Raw genomic sequence first — 17337 nt, 5'->3', positions numbered from 1 at the left:
CTAGAGAGTCATCTCCAGCACATTCTCCACCAGCTTCTCAAAGCTCATCCCGGCAGCCGCGGCCGCTTTCGGCACCAAGCTGGTCTCGGTCATGCCCGGCGCAGTATTCACCTCAAGCAAGTACCAATTGCCCAGCTCATCGCGCATAAAGTCCACTCGGCCCCAGGCCTCGCAGCCCACGGCCTGAAAAGCTGCTACAGCCAACTCGCCGAGCTCGGCTTCGTCCTGCTCACTCAGGCCACTTGGGCAGAAGTACTCAGTACTGGTGCTCTTATACTTGGCCTGATAGTCATAAAAGGTGTGCGGCGTCTGCATGCGAATCGAAGGCAGCGCTTTGCCACCCAATACCGCCACGGTGTACTCAGGGCCAGTAATCCAGGCTTCAACCAGCACCCGCGAATCAAACTTAAAGGCTTCATCCAGCGCTTCAGCCAGCTCTTTGGCATTGCTGGCCTTGGCCATACCAATGCTGGAGCCTTCCAGCGCCGGTTTTACAATCACATCACCGCTGAACTCCGCCATCAGGCCAGCGGCTTGCTCACGGCGGTAACTGCTTTGCTCAACAATCGCATAGTGCGCAGTAGGTAGCTCCAGGGTTTGCCAGAGCTGCTTACAGCGGATCTTGTCCATCGCCAAGGCACTGCCCAGCACGCCGCTACCGGTATAAGGAATGCCTAGATACTCCAGTGCGCCTTGCAAGGTGCCGTCTTCACCACCGCGGCCATGTAGGGCGATAAAGGCGCGCTCAAAGCCTTGTTGTTTTAGCTCGCCCAACTCGAAGCCTTGAGTGTCCACTCCATGGGCGTCGATACCGGCGCGCTGCAGGCCGGCTAATACCGCTTTACCAGAGTTCAGCGACACCTCGCGCTCTGCCGAGTCACCGCCAAACAGCACGGCAACCTTACCGAACTGACTCATGCGCCCACCTCCAGCATCGCTTTAATGTCCAACTTCAATGCACCTAGCTGCTTAGCTAGCGCACCGATGTTGCCGGCGCCTTGGGTAATCACCACGTCTTGGTCTTGCAGTACCTCAGCAAGTGCAGCAGGCAGATCGCTTGGCTGCTTCACATAGATGGGCTCTAAGCCACGCTGGCGCAGGCTGCGGCACAGCGCGCGGCTATCAGCACCGGGGATCACATCTTCGCCGGCAGAGTAGACCTCTAGCAGCAACAGGCAATCGAGTTGCGCCAGTACATCCACGAAGTCTTCGTAGAGGTCGCGGGTACGGGTGTAGCGGTGCGGCTGGAAGGCCATCACCAAGCGGCGCTCTGGCCATGCGGCACGCGCAGCTTTCAAGGTGGCCAGCACTTCGGTTGGGTGGTGGCCGTAATCGTCCACCAGCAATACATCACCGCGCTCGGTGGCAAACTCGCCGTATTGCTGGAAGCGGCGGCCGATCCCTTCAAAGCTGTTCAGGGCTGCCAGAATCGCCTCATCTTCAATACCGTCTTCGCTGGCAACAGCAATCGCTGCCGCAGCGTTCAAGGCGTTGTGCTTACCCGGCATATTTAGCTCGATCTGCAGGGCATCGCCGTCTTGGCGCTCGACCACAAAGCGGCAACGCTGACCGATTTGAGTAAAGTCGCTGATGCGCACATCGGCGTGCTCGCTGAAGCCATAGGTAATAACCTGGCGACCCACTTGAGGCAGTACCGCCTGTACGCCTTCGTCATCGATACACATCACGGCGATGCCGTAGAACGGCAGGTTGTGTAGAAAATCGATGAAGGTGGCGTGTAGCTTGGCTTCATCGCCGCCATAGGTTTCCATATGGTCTGCTTCGATATTGGTCACCACCGCAACCATCGGCTGAAGGTGCAGGAACGATGCGTCGCTCTCGTCGGCTTCGGCGATCAAGTAACGGCTAGAACCAAGGCGCGCATTGGTGCCGGCACTATTGAGCAGACCGCCGATCACGAAGGTTGGATCGCGCTCTGCTTCACCGTAGATACTGGCGATCAAACTGGTGGTGGTGGTTTTACCATGGGTACCGGCCACCGCCACGCCATGGCGATAGCGCATCAGCTCGGCCAGCATCTCTGCACGGCGCACCACTGGAATACGCGCAGCACGCGCCGCTTGTACTTCCGGGTTGTCTTCACGGATCGCGGTAGAGACCACTACCACATTGGCATCTAGCACGTTTTCGGCATCGTGGCCAAAGAACACCGTGGCGCCGGCTTGTTCCAGACGCTTGGTCATCGGGCTTTCGGCCTGGTCAGATCCGGTGATCTGATAGCCTTCATTGGCCAATACTTCTGCAATACCGCCCATACCTGCGCCGCCGATCCCCACGAAGTGGATCCGCTTAACCCGGCGCATTTCCGGGATCATGGTTCGCAATTCAGCCAATTCAACTTTAGTCATTAGGCACTCTTTCTTAACGCTTGGCAGGCCGCGGCTACTTGCTCCGTAGCATCGCGCACTGCGCATTGTTTCGCTTGCTCCGCACGCTGCTTGCGCACCGCTGGATCAGCAAATTCATCCAACAAGTCCGCGATCCGCTGCGGCTCAAATTCGTTTTGTGGCAGCAAACTGGCTGCCCCCGCATCCACCAGATAGCGGGCATTTTTAGTTTGATGATCGTCGACTGCGTAGGGCAGCGGCACGAAGATGGCAGGTAGACCAACCACCGCCACTTCCGACACGGTTAACGCGCCAGCCCGGCAGAGTATCACATCCGCCCACTCGTAGGCTTCAGACATATCATCAATAAATTCAGTAACCTGGAGCTTATCGTCTGCATCTACATCAAACCCGGCGTGGGTGTAAGCAGCTAAGCAATCTTCTAGTTTGTGGCGCCCCACTTGGTGGCGCACCTCAGGGCGTTGCTGAGTCTTGGCCAAAGCCTCTGGCAGCACCTGATTAAACACCTGCGCGCCTAAGCTGCCGCCAATCACCAGCAGGCGGTAGGGCTGCGCTTCGCGCGGCGTGCTAATCAGCTCTAACAGCTCCTTGCGCACCGGGTTACCCACAACTTGGGTTTTGCCTTTGTCTGGCAGCGCCCCGGGAAAAGCCAGCATGACCTTCGCGGCCACCTTGGCCAAATAGCGGTTGGTCATACCCGCCGCCGCGTTCTGTTCATGCAGCACCAAAGGAATGCCGCTGAGCCACGCCGCAATGCCGCCGGGGCCGCTGGCATAACCGCCCATCCCCAGCACCACATCCGGCTTGAAGCGCTGGATGATGCTACGCGCTTGACGCACTGCATTAAGCAGCTTGAACGGTGCTGCCAGCTTGCGGGCGATACCATTGCCACGCACGCCTTTGATATCGATAAAGGCGATCTCGAAGCCATGCTTGGGCACCAACTGCGCTTCCATCCGCTCGGCGGTGCCGAGCCATAACACTTCCCAGCCTTGTGACTGCAGCTTCTTCGCTACCGCCAGTCCGGGGAACACATGGCCGCCGGTGCCGCCGGCCATCACTAAGATACGTCCGGGTTTAGTCATGACCATCCCTCGTGTAGGCTTGGCACTGCTCAAGCCGCAATTCGTGGTCAATCCGCAGCAAAATTCCGACCGCTACCGACATCACTAGCAAGCTCGAACCACCGTAGCTAATCAACGGCAGGGTCAAGCCCTTGGTCGGCAACAACCCTGATGCCGCACCGATATTTACCATGGTCTGGAAACTAAACCAGATGGCGATCCCGCAGGCCAGATAGCCAGCATATGCCTGCTGCTGGGCCAGTGCGCGACGACCGATATTCATCGCCTTCATTACCAGGGCAATCAGCAGCGCGAGTACGATTAGCACACCACTAAAGCCCAGCTCTTCGGCCAGCACTGCCACCACAAAGTCAGTGTGGGCCTCTGGCAGATACTCGAGCTTTTGAATCGAGTTCCCCAGCCCTTCGCCAAACCAGTTACCACGGCCAAAGGCCATCAACGACTGAGTCAGCTGATAACCGCTACCGAATGGGTCTTCCCACGGGTTTACAAAGCTGGTCATACGGCGCATTCGGTAGGGCGCGGTAACAATCAAGGCCACCACCGCAACGCCGCCCACAAAAATCAAACTAAAGAACTGGATCAACTTGGCACCGGCTAGGAACAGCATTCCCACCGTCGCCACGAACATCACCACCACGCTGCCCAAATCGGGCTGCGCCAGAATCAAGAAAGCCAGCAGGAAGAACACCACTAAGGGCTTCAAGAAGCCCTTCAGGTTCTCACGCACCTGCTCCTGGCGACGCACCAGATACGCCGCCAGATAGGCCAACAAGGCCAACTTGGCGAACTCTGCCGGCTGTAGGTTAACGGGGCCAAGGCCAATCCAGCGGACACTGCCGTTAACGTTGCGGCCAATCAACAATACCAGCACCAGCAAGGCTAAGGAGGCAAGTAGCAACCAAGTACTGCTCGCCTGCCACCAGCGGATCGGTAGCTGTACCACCACGGCCATGGCGCACAAACACAAAACCAGATAGACCACATGGCGTTTAGCGAAACGGAAGGGGTCGTCGCTTAAGTTGATCCCTTCTGGAATCGATGCCGAGGCCACCATAATCAGCCCCATCACCATCAAACACAGCGATAGCCATAACAGGCCGCGTTCGTAGAGCACCTCGCTGGCGCGCGAATCATCGGATTTTAACCAGCTAGGCAGACTTAGCTGCGGCAAGCTGATTTGCGGCAGGCGCGGTTTTGGCAGAGTTAGGCGCGCAAGTACACTCATAGCGCCTCCACCAACGCAGCAAAGTGTTCGCCGCGTTTTTCAAAATTCGGGTACATATCCAAGCTGGCACAGGCCGGTGACAGCATGATGGTATCGCCAGCCTGGCTGTGGCTATGACACCAGCTCAGCGCTTGCGACAGGTCATCAACAAGCTCAGTGGCCGGATGCAGCGCCTTAAAACGCGCTTTATCTCGACCGAAGGCCACTACACCCGCGAGCTGCGCAAACGGCGCTTGCAGCGCATCGAGCTCGCCTTGCTTGCTGTCGCCACCGACGATCAGCCACAGCTGCGCCGCCTGCTTGCGCATGCCCTGCAATGCTGCCAGGGTAGCGCCAACGTTGGTCGCCTTAGAGTCATTAATCCATTGTTTGCCAAGCTTGCGCGACACCAGCTGCGAGCGATGCGCCAAACCTTGATAGCGCTTGAGCGCCTCAACGGCGGCGGTGCGCGGAAGCGCTACCGCATCGGCAAGCGCCAGAGCCGCCAAGGCATTGGCGTAGTTATGCTCGCCCACCAACTGCAAGGCATCCACGCTGACCACGGCCTCACCATCAACCACCAGTTGGCCATCAATCAGGGCATAGTCGGCATCACTGCGCTCGATACTAAAGCTACGCTGAGTGCTCACACTGGCGCTCGGCGCACTCTGGCTATCGTCCAGATTCACCACTGCCAGCTGGGCGTTTTGGTAGATCACCTGCTTGGCCGCCGCATAATCCGCCAGCCCATCGTAGCGATCCATATGATCTTCGCTGAGATTGAGCAGAGTTGCCGCAGCGGCGCATAGGCTATGGGTGGTTTCAAGCTGGAAGCTGGACAGCTCCAGTACGTACAGCTCAACGCAGTCATCGACCACATCCAGAACGGGAATGCCGATGTTGCCCGCCACCTCGACCTTGCGACCGGCTTGCTTGGCCATCTCGCCCACTAAGCTGGTCACGGTGCTCTTGCCGTTTGAACCAGTAATCGCAATCACTGGCGCCTTGGCATACCAGCAGAATACTTCAACGTCGCCAATCAGCGATTTGCCCAGCTTTGCCATTGCCTGCAGTACCGGATGGCTCAAGGCAATCCCTGGGCTGACGATCAGCACATCGGCCTTAGCCAGAACCTGTTCATCCAGTGGGCCACAGTAGAGCGCGACATCGGCAGGCAGCTTATCGGCACCCGGCGCGTTTGCGCGGGTATCGCATACAAAGGGAGTGACCCCTTTGCTCAGTAGAAAACGGACACAGCTAAGCCCGGTCTGTCCCAGACCGATTACCGCATAACTTAGTTGTGGGTTAAGTTGCTGCATCCATTCCTCTTTGCTTAGCGCACCTTGAGAGTGGCCAAGCCAACCAGTACCAAAATCAATGAGATAATCCAGAAACGCACGATCACACGCGGCTCTGGCCAACCTTTCAATTCGTAGTGATGGTGGATAGGAGCCATACGGAAGATCCGCTCGCCACGTAGCTTGTACGAGCCCACCTGCAAGATGACCGACACGGTCTCCATCACAAATACGCCGCCCATCACCACCAACAAGAATTCCTGACGCACCAGCACCGCGACCACGCCAAGTGCCGCCCCCAATGCCAAAGAGCCCACATCGCCCATAAAGACTTGCGCTGGGTAGGTGTTAAACCATAGGAATGCCAGACCTGCGCCCACCATGGCCATACACACGATCACCAGCTCACTGGTTTCTGGCACATAGGGGATGAACAGGTAGTTGGCGAAGTTAATGTTGCCGGTGAGGTAGGCAATAAAGGCAAACGCCGCCGCCACCATCACGCTCGGCATGATTGCCAAGCCATCAAGGCCATCGGTTAGATTGACCGCGTTCGAGCTGCCAACAATCACGAAATAGGTCAGCGGGATAAACAGCCAACCTAGCTGCGGCATAATCTCTTTCACAAACGGCAACACCAGCTGGGTCTGGGCCGCCGTGTCGGCTGACCAGAACAGGTATACCGCAACCACCAGTGCCACTACCGATTGCCAGAAATATTTCCAGCGGGCAATCAAGCCAGCCGGGTCTTTGCGCACCACTTTGCGGTAGTCATCGACAAAGCCAATCGCGCCGTAGCTACCAAATACGAACAACATCACCCACACATAAGGGTTGTCCAGGCGCGCCCATAGCAGGGTCGACAGGAACACCGATGCTAAGATCAGCACACCGCCCATGGTGGGCGTACCAGATTTGCTCAAGTGTGATTGTGGGCCATCGGTACGCACCGTTTGGCCAATCTGCAATAGCTGTAGGCGGCGGATCAGCTTTGGCCCCATCAATAGGCCAAACACCAAGGCGGTCAGCACACTGACGATGGCTCTAAAGGTTAAGAAGCCAAACAGCGAAAATGCACTGAAATACTGCTGAAGATACTCAGCCAGCCAGACTAACATGGGAACCCCTCTTTATACTGCTGCTGGAGTCGCGCCACAATTTGCTCCATTTGACTACTTCTTGATCCTTTAACCAGCACCATACAGGGTGCGCTGCTGTTTTTGAGATCAGCTAACAGCTGATCGAACAAGTCTTGATGAGTCGAATAAAGCGCATTCTCCCGGTCATGTTTCCGCAGAGGGGCGCAAAAAGACCGGCCATAACAATACAAGCGAAGCCCGCTGTCAAGAGCTTGCGTGACCAAATCTTCGTGGGCTTGCTCCGACTGCTCGCCCATCTCTCCCATTTGCCCAGCAATCAAGAACTTATCGCCGTCGAAACCGGCAAGTAATTGCATCGCTGCGTTGAATGACGCCGGGTTAGCGTTATAGCTATCATCCACCAAGGTCACTTGCTCACTCAGCTGGGATTTCGCCAAACGACCGGGCACCGCTTGCAAGCTGGCCAGTCCTGCAGGCACATCCTGTAAGCTCGCTCCCATGGCTAGGGCCATTGCACTGGCTGCGAGGGCATTTTTGACGTTGTGCTCGCCCGCAAGCGCCAAGCTCACCGCAACCTGACCATAAGGGGAATGAATGACAAAACGACTACCCGCAACCCCCAAATCTTCAAAGTCGCTGGCGTAGTAATCGGCGGCGGTATCACTGAAATCGAAGTACTGCAGTGAGGCTTCGCCTGCGGCAGCTTCAAGGTCAGGGCGATAGCTGCTGTGTAGCTCACAGATCGCCAGGCCCGAGGCATCGAGCTGTTGGAACAGCTCAGATTTTGCGATCACCACGCCTTGTTGCGAACCAAAGCCTTCGATATGCGCAGCAGACACGTTGTTGATCAGCGCCACTTTCGGCTCGACCAAGCTGGCGGTATAGGCAATCTCACCACGGTGGTTGGCGCCCATCTCAATTACCCCGAGCTGATGCTGCTCTTCAAAGCGCAACAAGGTCAGCGGTACGCCGATATCGTTGTTGAAGTTGCCGTTAGTAGAGAGCACCTTGGCCCGTTGTGACAAGATGGCGGTAACCATTTCTTTCACCGAGGTTTTACCGTTGCTGCCGGTAATCCCGCAGCAAGGCACGTTCAGACGCTTGCGCAGGTAGGCCGCCAGTTGCCCCATCGCGATCCGGGTATCGTCGACCAACACCTGAGGCAAGGCTGAGTCTACTTTACGTTCAACCAGCAAGGCCGCTGCGCCTTGTTCCTCGGCATCATCGACAAAGTTATGGGCATCAAAGTTGGCACCATTAAGCGCAATAAACAGCGCTTCAGGCATCGCTTGGCGGGTGTCGGTGGAGACCGCAGCCACCTCGCAGTCGTTGCCCATCAGGGTGCCGCCGACCGCATCCAATAGTTCGCTAAGGTGTAAGCGGATCATCGGTGCGCCTCCAGTAGTGACTTGACCACCTCTCGGTCATCAAGATGAATCTTCTCACTGGCGTAAATCTGGTAGTCCTCATGGCCTTTACCCGCCACCAAAATCATGTCTCCCGCTTGCGCTTGGGTGATGGCCAGGGCAATGGCTTTCTCTCGGTTATGTTCAACTTGCGCCAACTCTGGCTGGCTAAGACCGGCCAAGGTATCGCGCACGATGGCTTCAGGGTCCTCAAAACGGGGGTTGTCGTCGGTGATGATCACCTTGTCGGCGCCACGCTCTGCCGCTTGGGCCATTAGCGGGCGTTTACCGGCATCGCGGTCACCACCACAGCCAAATACACACCACAGCTGTCCGTGGCAGTGCAGGCGTAGCGCTTGCAGGGCTTTGTCCAACGCATCGGGGGTGTGCGAGTAATCAACCACCACGCTGATATCGGCTTGGAACATCTCCATCCGACCGGGCACCGCGGGGGCGTTCGCGCTGGCTTGCAGCAGCGCTTCCAGCGGTAAACCCAAACAGGCACAGGCCGCAATCGCTGCCAGCATGTTCTCGGCGTTAAAACGTCCAAGTAGCGGGCTTTGCCAATTCAGCGCGCGCTGCAGGTTATAGGGGCTGAGCAGCTCTCCTTGGGCACCACTGGCGCTAAAGCGCAGCTCGGTTAATTGGAAATCGGCGCTACTATCTTCAAGAGACAAAGACTTCGCAGTGGAATAGTGCTGTAACAACTGCTTACCAAAGCCATCATCGGCATTGATCAAGCGATGTTCCAGACTCGGCCAGTCAAACAGCATCTGCTTGGCCTTACCGTATTCGGCCATATCGCCGTGATAGTCGAGGTGGTCTTGACTGAGGTTGCTAAACAGCGCCAGCTTAAACGGCACGCTGGCCACTCGCCCTTGCACCAAGCCATGGGAAGAGACTTCCATCGCCACCCACTCGATGCCTTGCTCGGCAAACTCCGCCAACTGACGCTGTACCGAGATCGCATCGCCGGTGGTATTGGCACTCTCAACCAAACTGCCCGGCTTACCATTGCCCAAGGTGCCCATTACAGCAGCCGGTACCCCCAGCTGCGCTGCCAGCGCGGCAATCAGGTGGGTAATGGTGCTCTTGCCATTGGTGCCGGTCACACCAATCACAGTCAACGGATTGCCATCTGGGAAGTAACAACACTGAGCCAGCTGGGATAAGCGCGAAGGTAAACGCCAGAAGGCAATCACCGGGACCGCATCAATCCAGCGCACTTGGCCATGAGCCAGCTCGCTCTCGGCCTCTTCGATAATCGCCACCGCGCCTTGGTTGATGGCCGATGCGATGTACTTGCGACCATCGACCTGATGGCCGTTAATGGCGACAAAGATATCGCCAGTTTGGATGGCGCGGCTATCCAGGTTGAGGTGATTGAAGGCTTGCTTCGGCGCCTGTTCAATCGCGAACTGCGCTAGCAGCGAGGATAATTCACGAGTCATTACTGCCTCCCCCGTTTAACTGCACTACCCGGCTGTCTAGCGCGTCAGGCGCGACGTTGAGGTACTGCAGGCCTCCCTGCATAACTCTCGAAAATACCGGCGCCGCCACAGCGCCACCGGAGTAACTGTCGGTTTGTGGCTCGTTAATAAACACCGCAATGGCCAAGCGTGGGTTGCTCACCGGCGCGACGCCTGCGAATACCGCCACATAGTCATCGCCATAGCCGCCGCGCACCGCTTTACGCGAAGTACCGGTTTTACCCGCCACCCGATAACCATCAACTGCAGCACGGCTGCCGGTGCCCTCTGGATGCACCACATGCTCGAGCATATTCAACACGCTGCGCGCCGAGCCTTCGCTGAACACTTGCTGACCCGGATTACCCTGCTCCAACTTAATAATAGAGATGGGACGATAAACGCCGCCTGAGCCCAAGGTTGCATAGGCCTGCGCCAACTGAAGCGGCGTTACCATCACGCCGTAGCCGAACGACAAGGTAGCTAGTTCAAAGTCGGACCAACGACGGCGCTGCGGCATATAGCCAGCCGATTCGCCCACTAAGCCCAGGCCGCTGTCGTTGCCAAAACCTAGCTTGTAGAGGGTATCGAGCATGCCTTCGACACCCACCTCATCGGCCAGTTGACTGGTCACTACGTTGCTGGATTTTTGCATCGCAGTGGCCATATCAATCTCGCCATAGTTGCGCGCATCGCGCACCCGCTGGCCGCCAATCTGACGCCAGCCCGGTGAGGTATCGATGATCGTATCTTCGCTAACCAAGTGATTTTCGAGCGCGGCCAACATGGTGAAGGGTTTAGCGGTAGAGCCCGGCTCGTAGGCATCGGTCAGCGCACGGTTGCGATAACGGTAGCTTTGCAGCTGGCCACGGTCATTAGGATTGAACGACGGGCTATTGGCCATCGCCAGCACCTCACCGGTGGCTATATCCAGTACCACCACGCTGCCAGAGGTGGCTTTGGTTTCTGCCACGGCCTTTTTCAGCTCGCGGTAGGCCAGCGCTTGTACTCGCTGGTCAATGCTCAGCTGAATGTGCTGGGCATCTTCACGTTCTTTGATAACTGCGAGATCTTCAATCACCCGTCCGGTTCGGTCTTTACGCACCCGGCGCTGGCCTGGCTGGCCAGTTAGCCAGTCGTTGTAGCTGCGCTCAACGCCTTCCTGACCAAGGTCATCGATGTTGGTAAAGCCCACCAAGTGAGCACTCACTTCGCCAGTGGGGTAGAAGCGACGAGACTCAGGCTTAACGTTGATGCCTTTGATACGAAGTTTTTTTACGTAGTCAGCAACGGCCGGACTAACTTGACGCTGCAAGTAGACAAATCGGCGTTGCGGGTCTTTGACACGCGCCTGCAGGTTGTCGATATCGGTTTCCAGCACTTTGGCCAGAGCCTGCCAGGACTGGCGCTTAAGTAGACTATTTTGATCGTGGATGATCTTGGGGTCGGCCCAGATGGCACTGACCGGTACGCTCACCGCCAGCTCTCGGCCAAAACGATCGGTAATGATGCCACGCTCGGCGCGGCTGGTTTTAGTGCGGATGGAACGCAGGTCGCCCTCATACACCAAACGCTCTGGCGCGATCACTTGGATATAGGCAGCCCGTCCTGCTAACGAGGCAAACACCAGGCAGATCACAGCGACTACCAGGTAGTAGCGCCATTTGATCAGCAATTCCGGTTTGCTATTTCGTTTATTCATGGTCTTGAGACCACCACCTGTTCTTCCAATTTGGGTCGATGCATATCCAAGCGCTTGCGCGCCATGCTCTCAATTCGGCTATGTTCTGCCAGAGCATTCTGCTCAATCAGCAGATGTCGCCACTCCACATTTAATTCGTCGCGCTCCAACATCAAGCGCTCACGCTGTTCTACCAGTAAGCGCGTTTGGTGGGTGGTCCACACCACCGCCAGCGCACTCACCAATGCCGCTAATAACAACAAAAGATGTCCGCGCGAACGCCAGACATCTTTGGCAATCAGCCGCAGTAAATTGGGCTGCCGACCAGCTTGCTCACTCATGCCAGGCGCTGCGCGACCCTCAACACAGAGCTACGAGCACGCGGGTTAACCTCTAGCTCGGCTGCTGATGGCTTAATTGCCTTGCCCACTTTCTTCATGGTCTTGCCTTGTGACAGTTGCTCGGCAGTCAGCGGCAGCCCGCGCGGAAAGCTCTGCCCCTGCTCTTGCTTGCGAATAAAACGCTTCACCATGCGATCTTCCAGCGAGTGGAAGCTAATCACTGCCAGGCGTCCCTCTGGCGCCAGCACCTTCACCGCGCCTGCTAATGCGGTTTCAATCTCTTCCAGCTCAGAGTTGATGTACATACGAATGGCCTGGAAGCTGCGGGTCGCCGGGTGCTTGAACTTGTCTTTGACCGGCACCGCCTTGTCGATAATCGCCGCCAGCTGTAGGGTGCGCTCAATCGGCTCCTCAACGCGGTGATTAACGATGGCGTGGGCGATACGTTTGCCAAAGCGCTCCTCACCAAAGGTTTTAATGACCCAACAAATATCGTCTTCATCGGCTGTCGCCAGCCACTGCGCTGCGGTTTGGCCTTTGCTGGTGTCCATGCGCATGTCCAGAGGACCATCGCGCAAGAAGCTAAAGCCGCGCTCGGCATCATCGAGCTGTGGCGACGACACGCCTAGGTCGAGCAATACGCCGTCGATCTTCCCACTTAGCCCCAACTCTTCCATATACTCAGCAATGCCCGAGAAGCCGCCATGCACGATCTGGAAACGCGAGTCATCAGCCAAGGCCTCTGCCGCTTGGATGGCTTGCGGATCGCGATCGATGGCGATCAAGCGCCCTTGCTCGCCAAGCTCGGCCAACACCGCGCGCGAGTGACCGCCACGGCCAAAGGTACCATCGACGTAGATCCCGTCAGGCTTGATAGCTAGTCCATCGATGCACTCTTGCAACAACACCGAGGTATGTGAGAATTGGTTAGTCATCTATAGTGAAAAGTCTTTTAAATTAGCGCTTAACATGTCTACTTCTTCATCCAGCGTCAGGTCGTCCGCAATCTGTTGCTGCCACTGCAATTCAGACCACAATTCAAACTTGTTCAGCTGCCCCACCAACATAATTTTTTTATCCAACTCAGCGTGCTGCCTGAGCGGTGGGGGAATCAATAAACGTCCGTTTTTGTCCATATCGCAATCATCGGCGTAGCCCAACAGCAAGCGCTGCAGACGGCGTTCGGCCGGGTTCATGCTGGAAAGCTTTCTTAGTTTCCTTTCTATGTCTTCCCATTCGTTCAGTGGGTACAGCAACAAGCAGCGGTGATTGATATCGATGGTGCACACCATCTGCCCTTGGCACTCGTCCAGCAACCATTGGCGATACCGGGTCGGCATGGTTAGCCGCCCCTTCGCGTCTAGGTTGATTGAACTGGCTCCGCGCAACATGGCTGGTGTTGTCCCTAATTAGGCATTTAGTCCCACTGAAATTGGATAGAGATCCACAATGATCCACTTTATCCCACTTTGGACTAAGTTTAAGGACGAGTTGTTACCTTTGCAAGCCAGCTCACCAAACAAACAGCACAAAAAAGCCAGAGGTGGCGCGGGATCATCACTAATCCCTTGATAACAAAGCGAGCTTTTTTTCACCTTTAAATAAAAAAGCTCAACTGCGGCAAATCGCTCAGAGTGTGAGCGATAACTTCGATGAACAGCCTTTAGCGATCCAACCAGCGCGACATAGAGATCAGCCGCAGAAAACTAGCGAGAGCTTGCGGAAAACTTTCACCTTGGAACATCTGCCCGCAAGTGTTGCACATATACCTTCCAAGAAAAGTAAAAAGCTCGCACCACCGGTGGGTGATGCGAGCTTTAAAATGATGGGAGTTGGCCGATAAGCCGGGTTCTGTCGTGGACAACCATTCGTCTAGGCCAGCGATCGCTCACTGGCTCAAGCAGCCTACCCGCCCCCAACGCGGGTCGCGCCGTACGGGGGCCTATTTGGCCTTGCTCCGGGTGGAGTTTACCTCGCCGCGAGCTGTTACCAGTCGCGCGGTGCGCTCTTACCGCACCCTTTCAGCCTTACCTGTGCACCCACTCCTAGGAGCCGAGCCATCGGCGGTCTTCTCTCTGCTGCACTTGTCGTGGGCTTTCGCCCCCCAGGCGTTACCTGGCACCCTACCCTATGGAGCCCGGACTTTCCTCCCCTTCGCCCGTCTGTCCGAAGAACACAACGACGAAGCAGCGATTGTCTGGCCAACTCCGGGGGCGGACTATAGCAGAGCCGCTTACGCAAATGAACCGTTAAAGGTGATTTAGCCCGTAATCATAGAGGGCATTCTTCTTGACGCCGTAGATCTGGGCAGTAAGCGCGGCGGCTTTCTTCAATGGCAACTCGGCTTTAAGCACCTTTAAGGTGTCCAGCGCTTGTTGAGGAAGCTCGCTGGCATCGCTTTTATGGCCTTCGATAATCAGCACCATCTCGCCGCGCTGTTGGTTGGCATCGGACTGGACCCATTCAAGCAGTTCACCAGCAGGCAAGGATCGGATCGTCTCAAAGGTTTTGGTTAGCTCGCGGGCTAGCACCACCCGGCGCGCTTCGCCTAGGCAGGCAACGATATCCTTTAGGCTATCGAGAATGCGGTGTGGCGATTCGTAGAACACCACCGTGGCCGGCTCTTGCTTCAACGCATTGAGTTTATCCTGACGACCTTTGGTTTTAGCAGGCAAGAAGCCTTGATAGCTAAAGCGGTCCGTCGGCAGACCTGCTGCACACAAGGCTGCGATTGCCGCACAAGCACCGGGGATAGGCACCACCTGCAAGCCTTCAGCTTGGCAATGTACCACCAGATGATAGCCGGGGTCATTGATAAGTGGCGTGCCCGCATCAGAGACCAACGCGACGTCTTTGCCATCACGCAAGGTTTGCTCCAACCACTGACGCTTTTGCTGCTCGTTATGATCGTGCACCGCGACGCAATGCGTCGATATATTGTAATGCTGTAGCAAGCGCTTGGTGTTGCGAGTGTCTTCTGCCGCAATCACGTCGACCTCACCCAACACCTCGACCGCTCGATAGGTGATATCCGACAAATTACCAATCGGGGTGGCTACTATAAATAATCGACCGCTGCTCATATCGCTATCCTCTGAGAAATTGCCGGCAACTTTAATCAAAACCCAAGGCTATCTCAATCTTATCTGTCAGTTACGCCGCTGGATTATTTACACCCAGACTCTTAATATAAGCAGCAAACCTCAAACTCAAGAAGAACACCTTGAACGCATTGCTAACTTTTACTTGGCGCGCCGCGAGTCTGGCCACCGTGCTGTTTTTGGCAGCCTGTGCCTCACAGCCCAGCGAAACCACTTCGGAGCAGATACTGCCTTTACCCGAGTTCAGTGCTCCTCTTGACCAATCCCCCGAGTTCTACCTACAACAGGCTCGCAGTGCAGAAGAGCTTGAACGCTTCGACTGGCAGCTGTTAGCCGCCAAGGCCTACATCGGCAAAGGCAGCATCCAAGCCGGTGAAGGCCTGCTTAAAGATCTACGCCAAGAAACGCTCACTCAGCGCCAACAAGCTGGGGTGGCGTTGGTGCAAGCGCAGAGCCTGCAACTGCAAGGACAGTATGCTGCTGCGATTGAACAGTTGAACTTCGACCCACGCTGGTCACTGCCTGACAGCTACTGGCAAAGCTACTATCAGCAGCGCGCCGAGCTATTCCAACTGCAAAACCGCGGTATCGCCAGCGCCGAAGCGCGTATGAGCCTGGACAGCTATCTAGCGGGTGAGCCACAGCAGGTGAACCGCCAACTGATTTGGCAGCTGTTGCGCCCAATGACCTCCTTTACTCTGCGCAGCTTCCAAGAGCCGGGTAACGAGATTAAAAATGGCTGGCTGGAAATCGTTGCGATCAACAACGAGCAAAGCATCGACCATGAATCGCTAATCGCCGAGCTACAGGCGTGGCGTCAAGAATACCCTGAACATCCAGCGCTAAGCCTGATTAGTGAAGATATGCAAACCGCGATGAGCCTAAGCCCTTATCGTCCTGAGAAGATCGCCGTACTGCTGCCGCTAAGTGGTCGCTATCAGCAAAATGCCGATGCCATCCGCCAAGGCTTAAGCGCCGCCTATCTCGACAATAAGAGCGATGTTCAGCTTAGCTTCTTCGACACCGAGCAAGCCGGTATGGCCGACATTTATGGGCAGCTTATCTCGCAAGGCTATGACTTTGTGATTGGGCCACTGCTGAAAAGTCACCTGCGTGAGCTACAAGCGCTCAGCCCTAACTTGCCGGTATTAGCGCTCAACGATATCGACTCGGAGGTGGCGGGCGATTACTACTACTTCCCGCTGTCGCCTGAGGAAGAAGCCCGTCAGGCCGCACTGTATATCCATGAGCAACAGCTCGACTACCCGCTGCTGGTCGCCCCCGGCAACAGCTTAGGCAAGCGTATGGTCGAAGCCTTTGATGAGCAATGGCTAGAGCTCAGCGATGAGCCGGCGACCAGCGTGTTTTACCACGCTCCTTCGGAGCTACAAGGGGCAATTCAGCGCTTGATGCTCACCTCCGAGTCTCAAGCACGCATCAACCAGCTTAAGCAGGTGTTGGCTAATAATGTCGAGTCGGAGGTGCGCTCACGTCGCGATACCCAAGCGGTCTATCTGATTGGCGATAGCAACCAGACCAAGTTAGCCAAGCCCTTTATCGATGTCACGGTTAGCCCCTTTGCTAGTGCACCGGTGCTGCTAACCAGCTCGCGCGGCTACACCACGGCAGTGGGCGACAACGAACTCAACGGCCTACTGGTGAGTGAGATGCCATGGCTACTGGATTCTCAGTCGGCCAACGCAGTGCGCTTCAAGCAGCTATGGCCGAATGCCGATTCGCAGCAGCGTCGCCTGTATGCCCTTGGCTACGACGCCTATCAGCTCATCGGTAAACTGGTGCAGATGCGCCACTACAGCGACTTCCAACAGCCTGGACTGAGCGGCAACCTGAGCCTTGACGACGACGGCACCGTACTGCGCCAGCTGACTTGGAACGAGTATCGCAATGGCCGGCTGGTTCCCGTTCAGTAAGCAAGACAAGGGGCAGCAAGCCGAGCAATTGGCCGCTGCCTTTTTAAAGAAGCAAGGCGCCAAGATAGTAGCTAAAAACTATCGTTGCCGCCGCGGCGAGATCGATCTGATCGCCCAACACGATGATGTGATCCTCTTTATCGAGGTCAAATACCGCTCCCGCGCAGATTATGGCGGCGCTGTCGCCGCGGTCGACCACCGTAAGCAGCAGCGCATACGTCTCAGCGCCGAGCACTACCTTCAGCAGCAAGGCTTAAACCTACACCACACCATGATACGTTTCGACGTAATAGCGATAATGCCTGACCAAGCGCAACCGCTGTGGCTGACGAACGCATTTGGGGAATAA

General features: G+C 56.3%; 15 protein-coding genes and 1 other RNA gene. 2 read left to right on the top strand and 14 right to left on the bottom strand.

Annotated features, from left to right (window positions below; genetic code table 11):
* The 14 genes from G461_RS0108730 to rsmI all read right to left on the bottom strand — a co-directional run bounded on the left by G461_RS0108730 (window position 1) and on the right by rsmI (window position 15039).
* Window positions 1-918: a D-alanine--D-alanine ligase gene (locus G461_RS0108730; RefSeq protein WP_026971544.1), complete on the bottom strand. Its 918-nt coding sequence runs from the start codon at window positions 916-918 to the stop codon at window positions 1-3.
* The gene (gene murC / locus G461_RS0108725) at window positions 915-2369 is read right to left on the bottom strand and encodes a UDP-N-acetylmuramate--L-alanine ligase (protein WP_026971543.1); all 1455 of its coding nucleotides are present in this window, start codon (window positions 2367-2369) and stop codon (window positions 915-917) included. Before murC ends, G461_RS0108730 begins: the two co-directional genes overlap by 4 nt.
* A complete protein-coding gene (gene murG / locus G461_RS0108720) occupies window positions 2369-3454 on the bottom strand; it encodes an undecaprenyldiphospho-muramoylpentapeptide beta-N-acetylglucosaminyltransferase (protein ID WP_026971542.1) in 1086 nt (361 codons plus the stop codon). The genes murC and murG overlap by 1 nt, the downstream gene beginning before the upstream one ends.
* On the bottom strand, window positions 3447-4682 hold the full coding sequence (ftsW, locus tag G461_RS0108715; RefSeq protein ID WP_051333458.1) for a cell division protein FtsW: 1236 nt from the start codon (window positions 4680-4682) through the stop codon (window positions 3447-3449). Before ftsW ends, murG begins: the two co-directional genes overlap by 8 nt.
* On the bottom strand, window positions 4679-5980 hold the full coding sequence (murD, locus tag G461_RS0108710; RefSeq protein WP_026971540.1) for a UDP-N-acetylmuramoyl-L-alanine--D-glutamate ligase: 1302 nt from the start codon (window positions 5978-5980) through the stop codon (window positions 4679-4681). Before murD ends, ftsW begins: the two co-directional genes overlap by 4 nt.
* 14 nt (window positions 5981-5994) lie before the next feature.
* Window positions 5995-7077, bottom strand: coding sequence for a phospho-N-acetylmuramoyl-pentapeptide-transferase (gene mraY, locus G461_RS0108705; protein WP_026957932.1), 1083 nt, complete (start codon window positions 7075-7077; stop codon window positions 5995-5997).
* On the bottom strand, window positions 7071-8447 hold the full coding sequence (locus G461_RS0108700) for a UDP-N-acetylmuramoyl-tripeptide--D-alanyl-D-alanine ligase (RefSeq protein WP_026971539.1): 1377 nt from the start codon (window positions 8445-8447) through the stop codon (window positions 7071-7073). The genes mraY and G461_RS0108700 overlap by 7 nt, the downstream gene beginning before the upstream one ends.
* Window positions 8444-9916 carry a UDP-N-acetylmuramoyl-L-alanyl-D-glutamate--2,6-diaminopimelate ligase gene (murE, locus tag G461_RS0108695; RefSeq protein ID WP_026971538.1) on the bottom strand — a complete coding sequence of 491 codons (1473 nt, stop codon included), beginning with the start codon at window positions 9914-9916 and terminating at the stop codon, window positions 8444-8446. Before murE ends, G461_RS0108700 begins: the two co-directional genes overlap by 4 nt.
* Window positions 9906-11636: a penicillin-binding transpeptidase domain-containing protein gene (locus tag G461_RS0108690; protein WP_026971537.1), complete on the bottom strand. Its 1731-nt coding sequence runs from the start codon at window positions 11634-11636 to the stop codon at window positions 9906-9908. The genes murE and G461_RS0108690 overlap by 11 nt, the downstream gene beginning before the upstream one ends.
* A complete protein-coding gene (ftsL, locus tag G461_RS0108685) occupies window positions 11633-11956 on the bottom strand; it encodes a cell division protein FtsL (RefSeq protein ID WP_026957936.1) in 324 nt (107 codons plus the stop codon). Before ftsL ends, G461_RS0108690 begins: the two co-directional genes overlap by 4 nt.
* On the bottom strand, window positions 11953-12891 hold the full coding sequence (gene rsmH, locus G461_RS0108680) for a 16S rRNA (cytosine(1402)-N(4))-methyltransferase RsmH (protein ID WP_026971536.1): 939 nt from the start codon (window positions 12889-12891) through the stop codon (window positions 11953-11955). The genes ftsL and rsmH overlap by 4 nt, the downstream gene beginning before the upstream one ends.
* Window positions 12892-13347 (bottom strand): division/cell wall cluster transcriptional repressor MraZ, encoded by a 456-nt coding sequence (mraZ, locus tag G461_RS0108675; RefSeq protein WP_026957938.1) that lies wholly within the window; start codon window positions 13345-13347, stop codon window positions 12892-12894.
* Between the two features lie 433 nt (window positions 13348-13780).
* Window positions 13781-14165: RNase P RNA component class A (gene rnpB / locus G461_RS25465), an RNA gene on the bottom strand.
* Between the two features lie 40 nt (window positions 14166-14205).
* A complete protein-coding gene (rsmI, locus tag G461_RS0108670; protein ID WP_026971535.1) occupies window positions 14206-15039 on the bottom strand; it encodes a 16S rRNA (cytidine(1402)-2'-O)-methyltransferase in 834 nt (277 codons plus the stop codon).
* Between the two features lie 140 nt (window positions 15040-15179).
* On the opposite strand from rsmI, the gene G461_RS0108665 reads away from it, so the two are divergent.
* The gene (locus tag G461_RS0108665) at window positions 15180-16988 is read left to right on the top strand and encodes a penicillin-binding protein activator (RefSeq protein ID WP_026971534.1); all 1809 of its coding nucleotides are present in this window, start codon (window positions 15180-15182) and stop codon (window positions 16986-16988) included.
* On the top strand, window positions 16963-17337 hold the full coding sequence (locus tag G461_RS0108660; RefSeq protein ID WP_026971533.1) for a YraN family protein: 375 nt from the start codon (window positions 16963-16965) through the stop codon (window positions 17335-17337). Before G461_RS0108665 ends, G461_RS0108660 begins: the two co-directional genes overlap by 26 nt.

Origin of the sequence: Aliagarivorans marinus DSM 23064, assembly GCF_000429485.1 — a bacterium.
GTDB lineage: Bacteria > Pseudomonadota > Gammaproteobacteria > Enterobacterales > Celerinatantimonadaceae > Aliagarivorans > Aliagarivorans marinus.
Note: the sequence above shows the minus strand (reverse complement) of the source record. Positions and strands in the feature narration are given on the sequence as shown.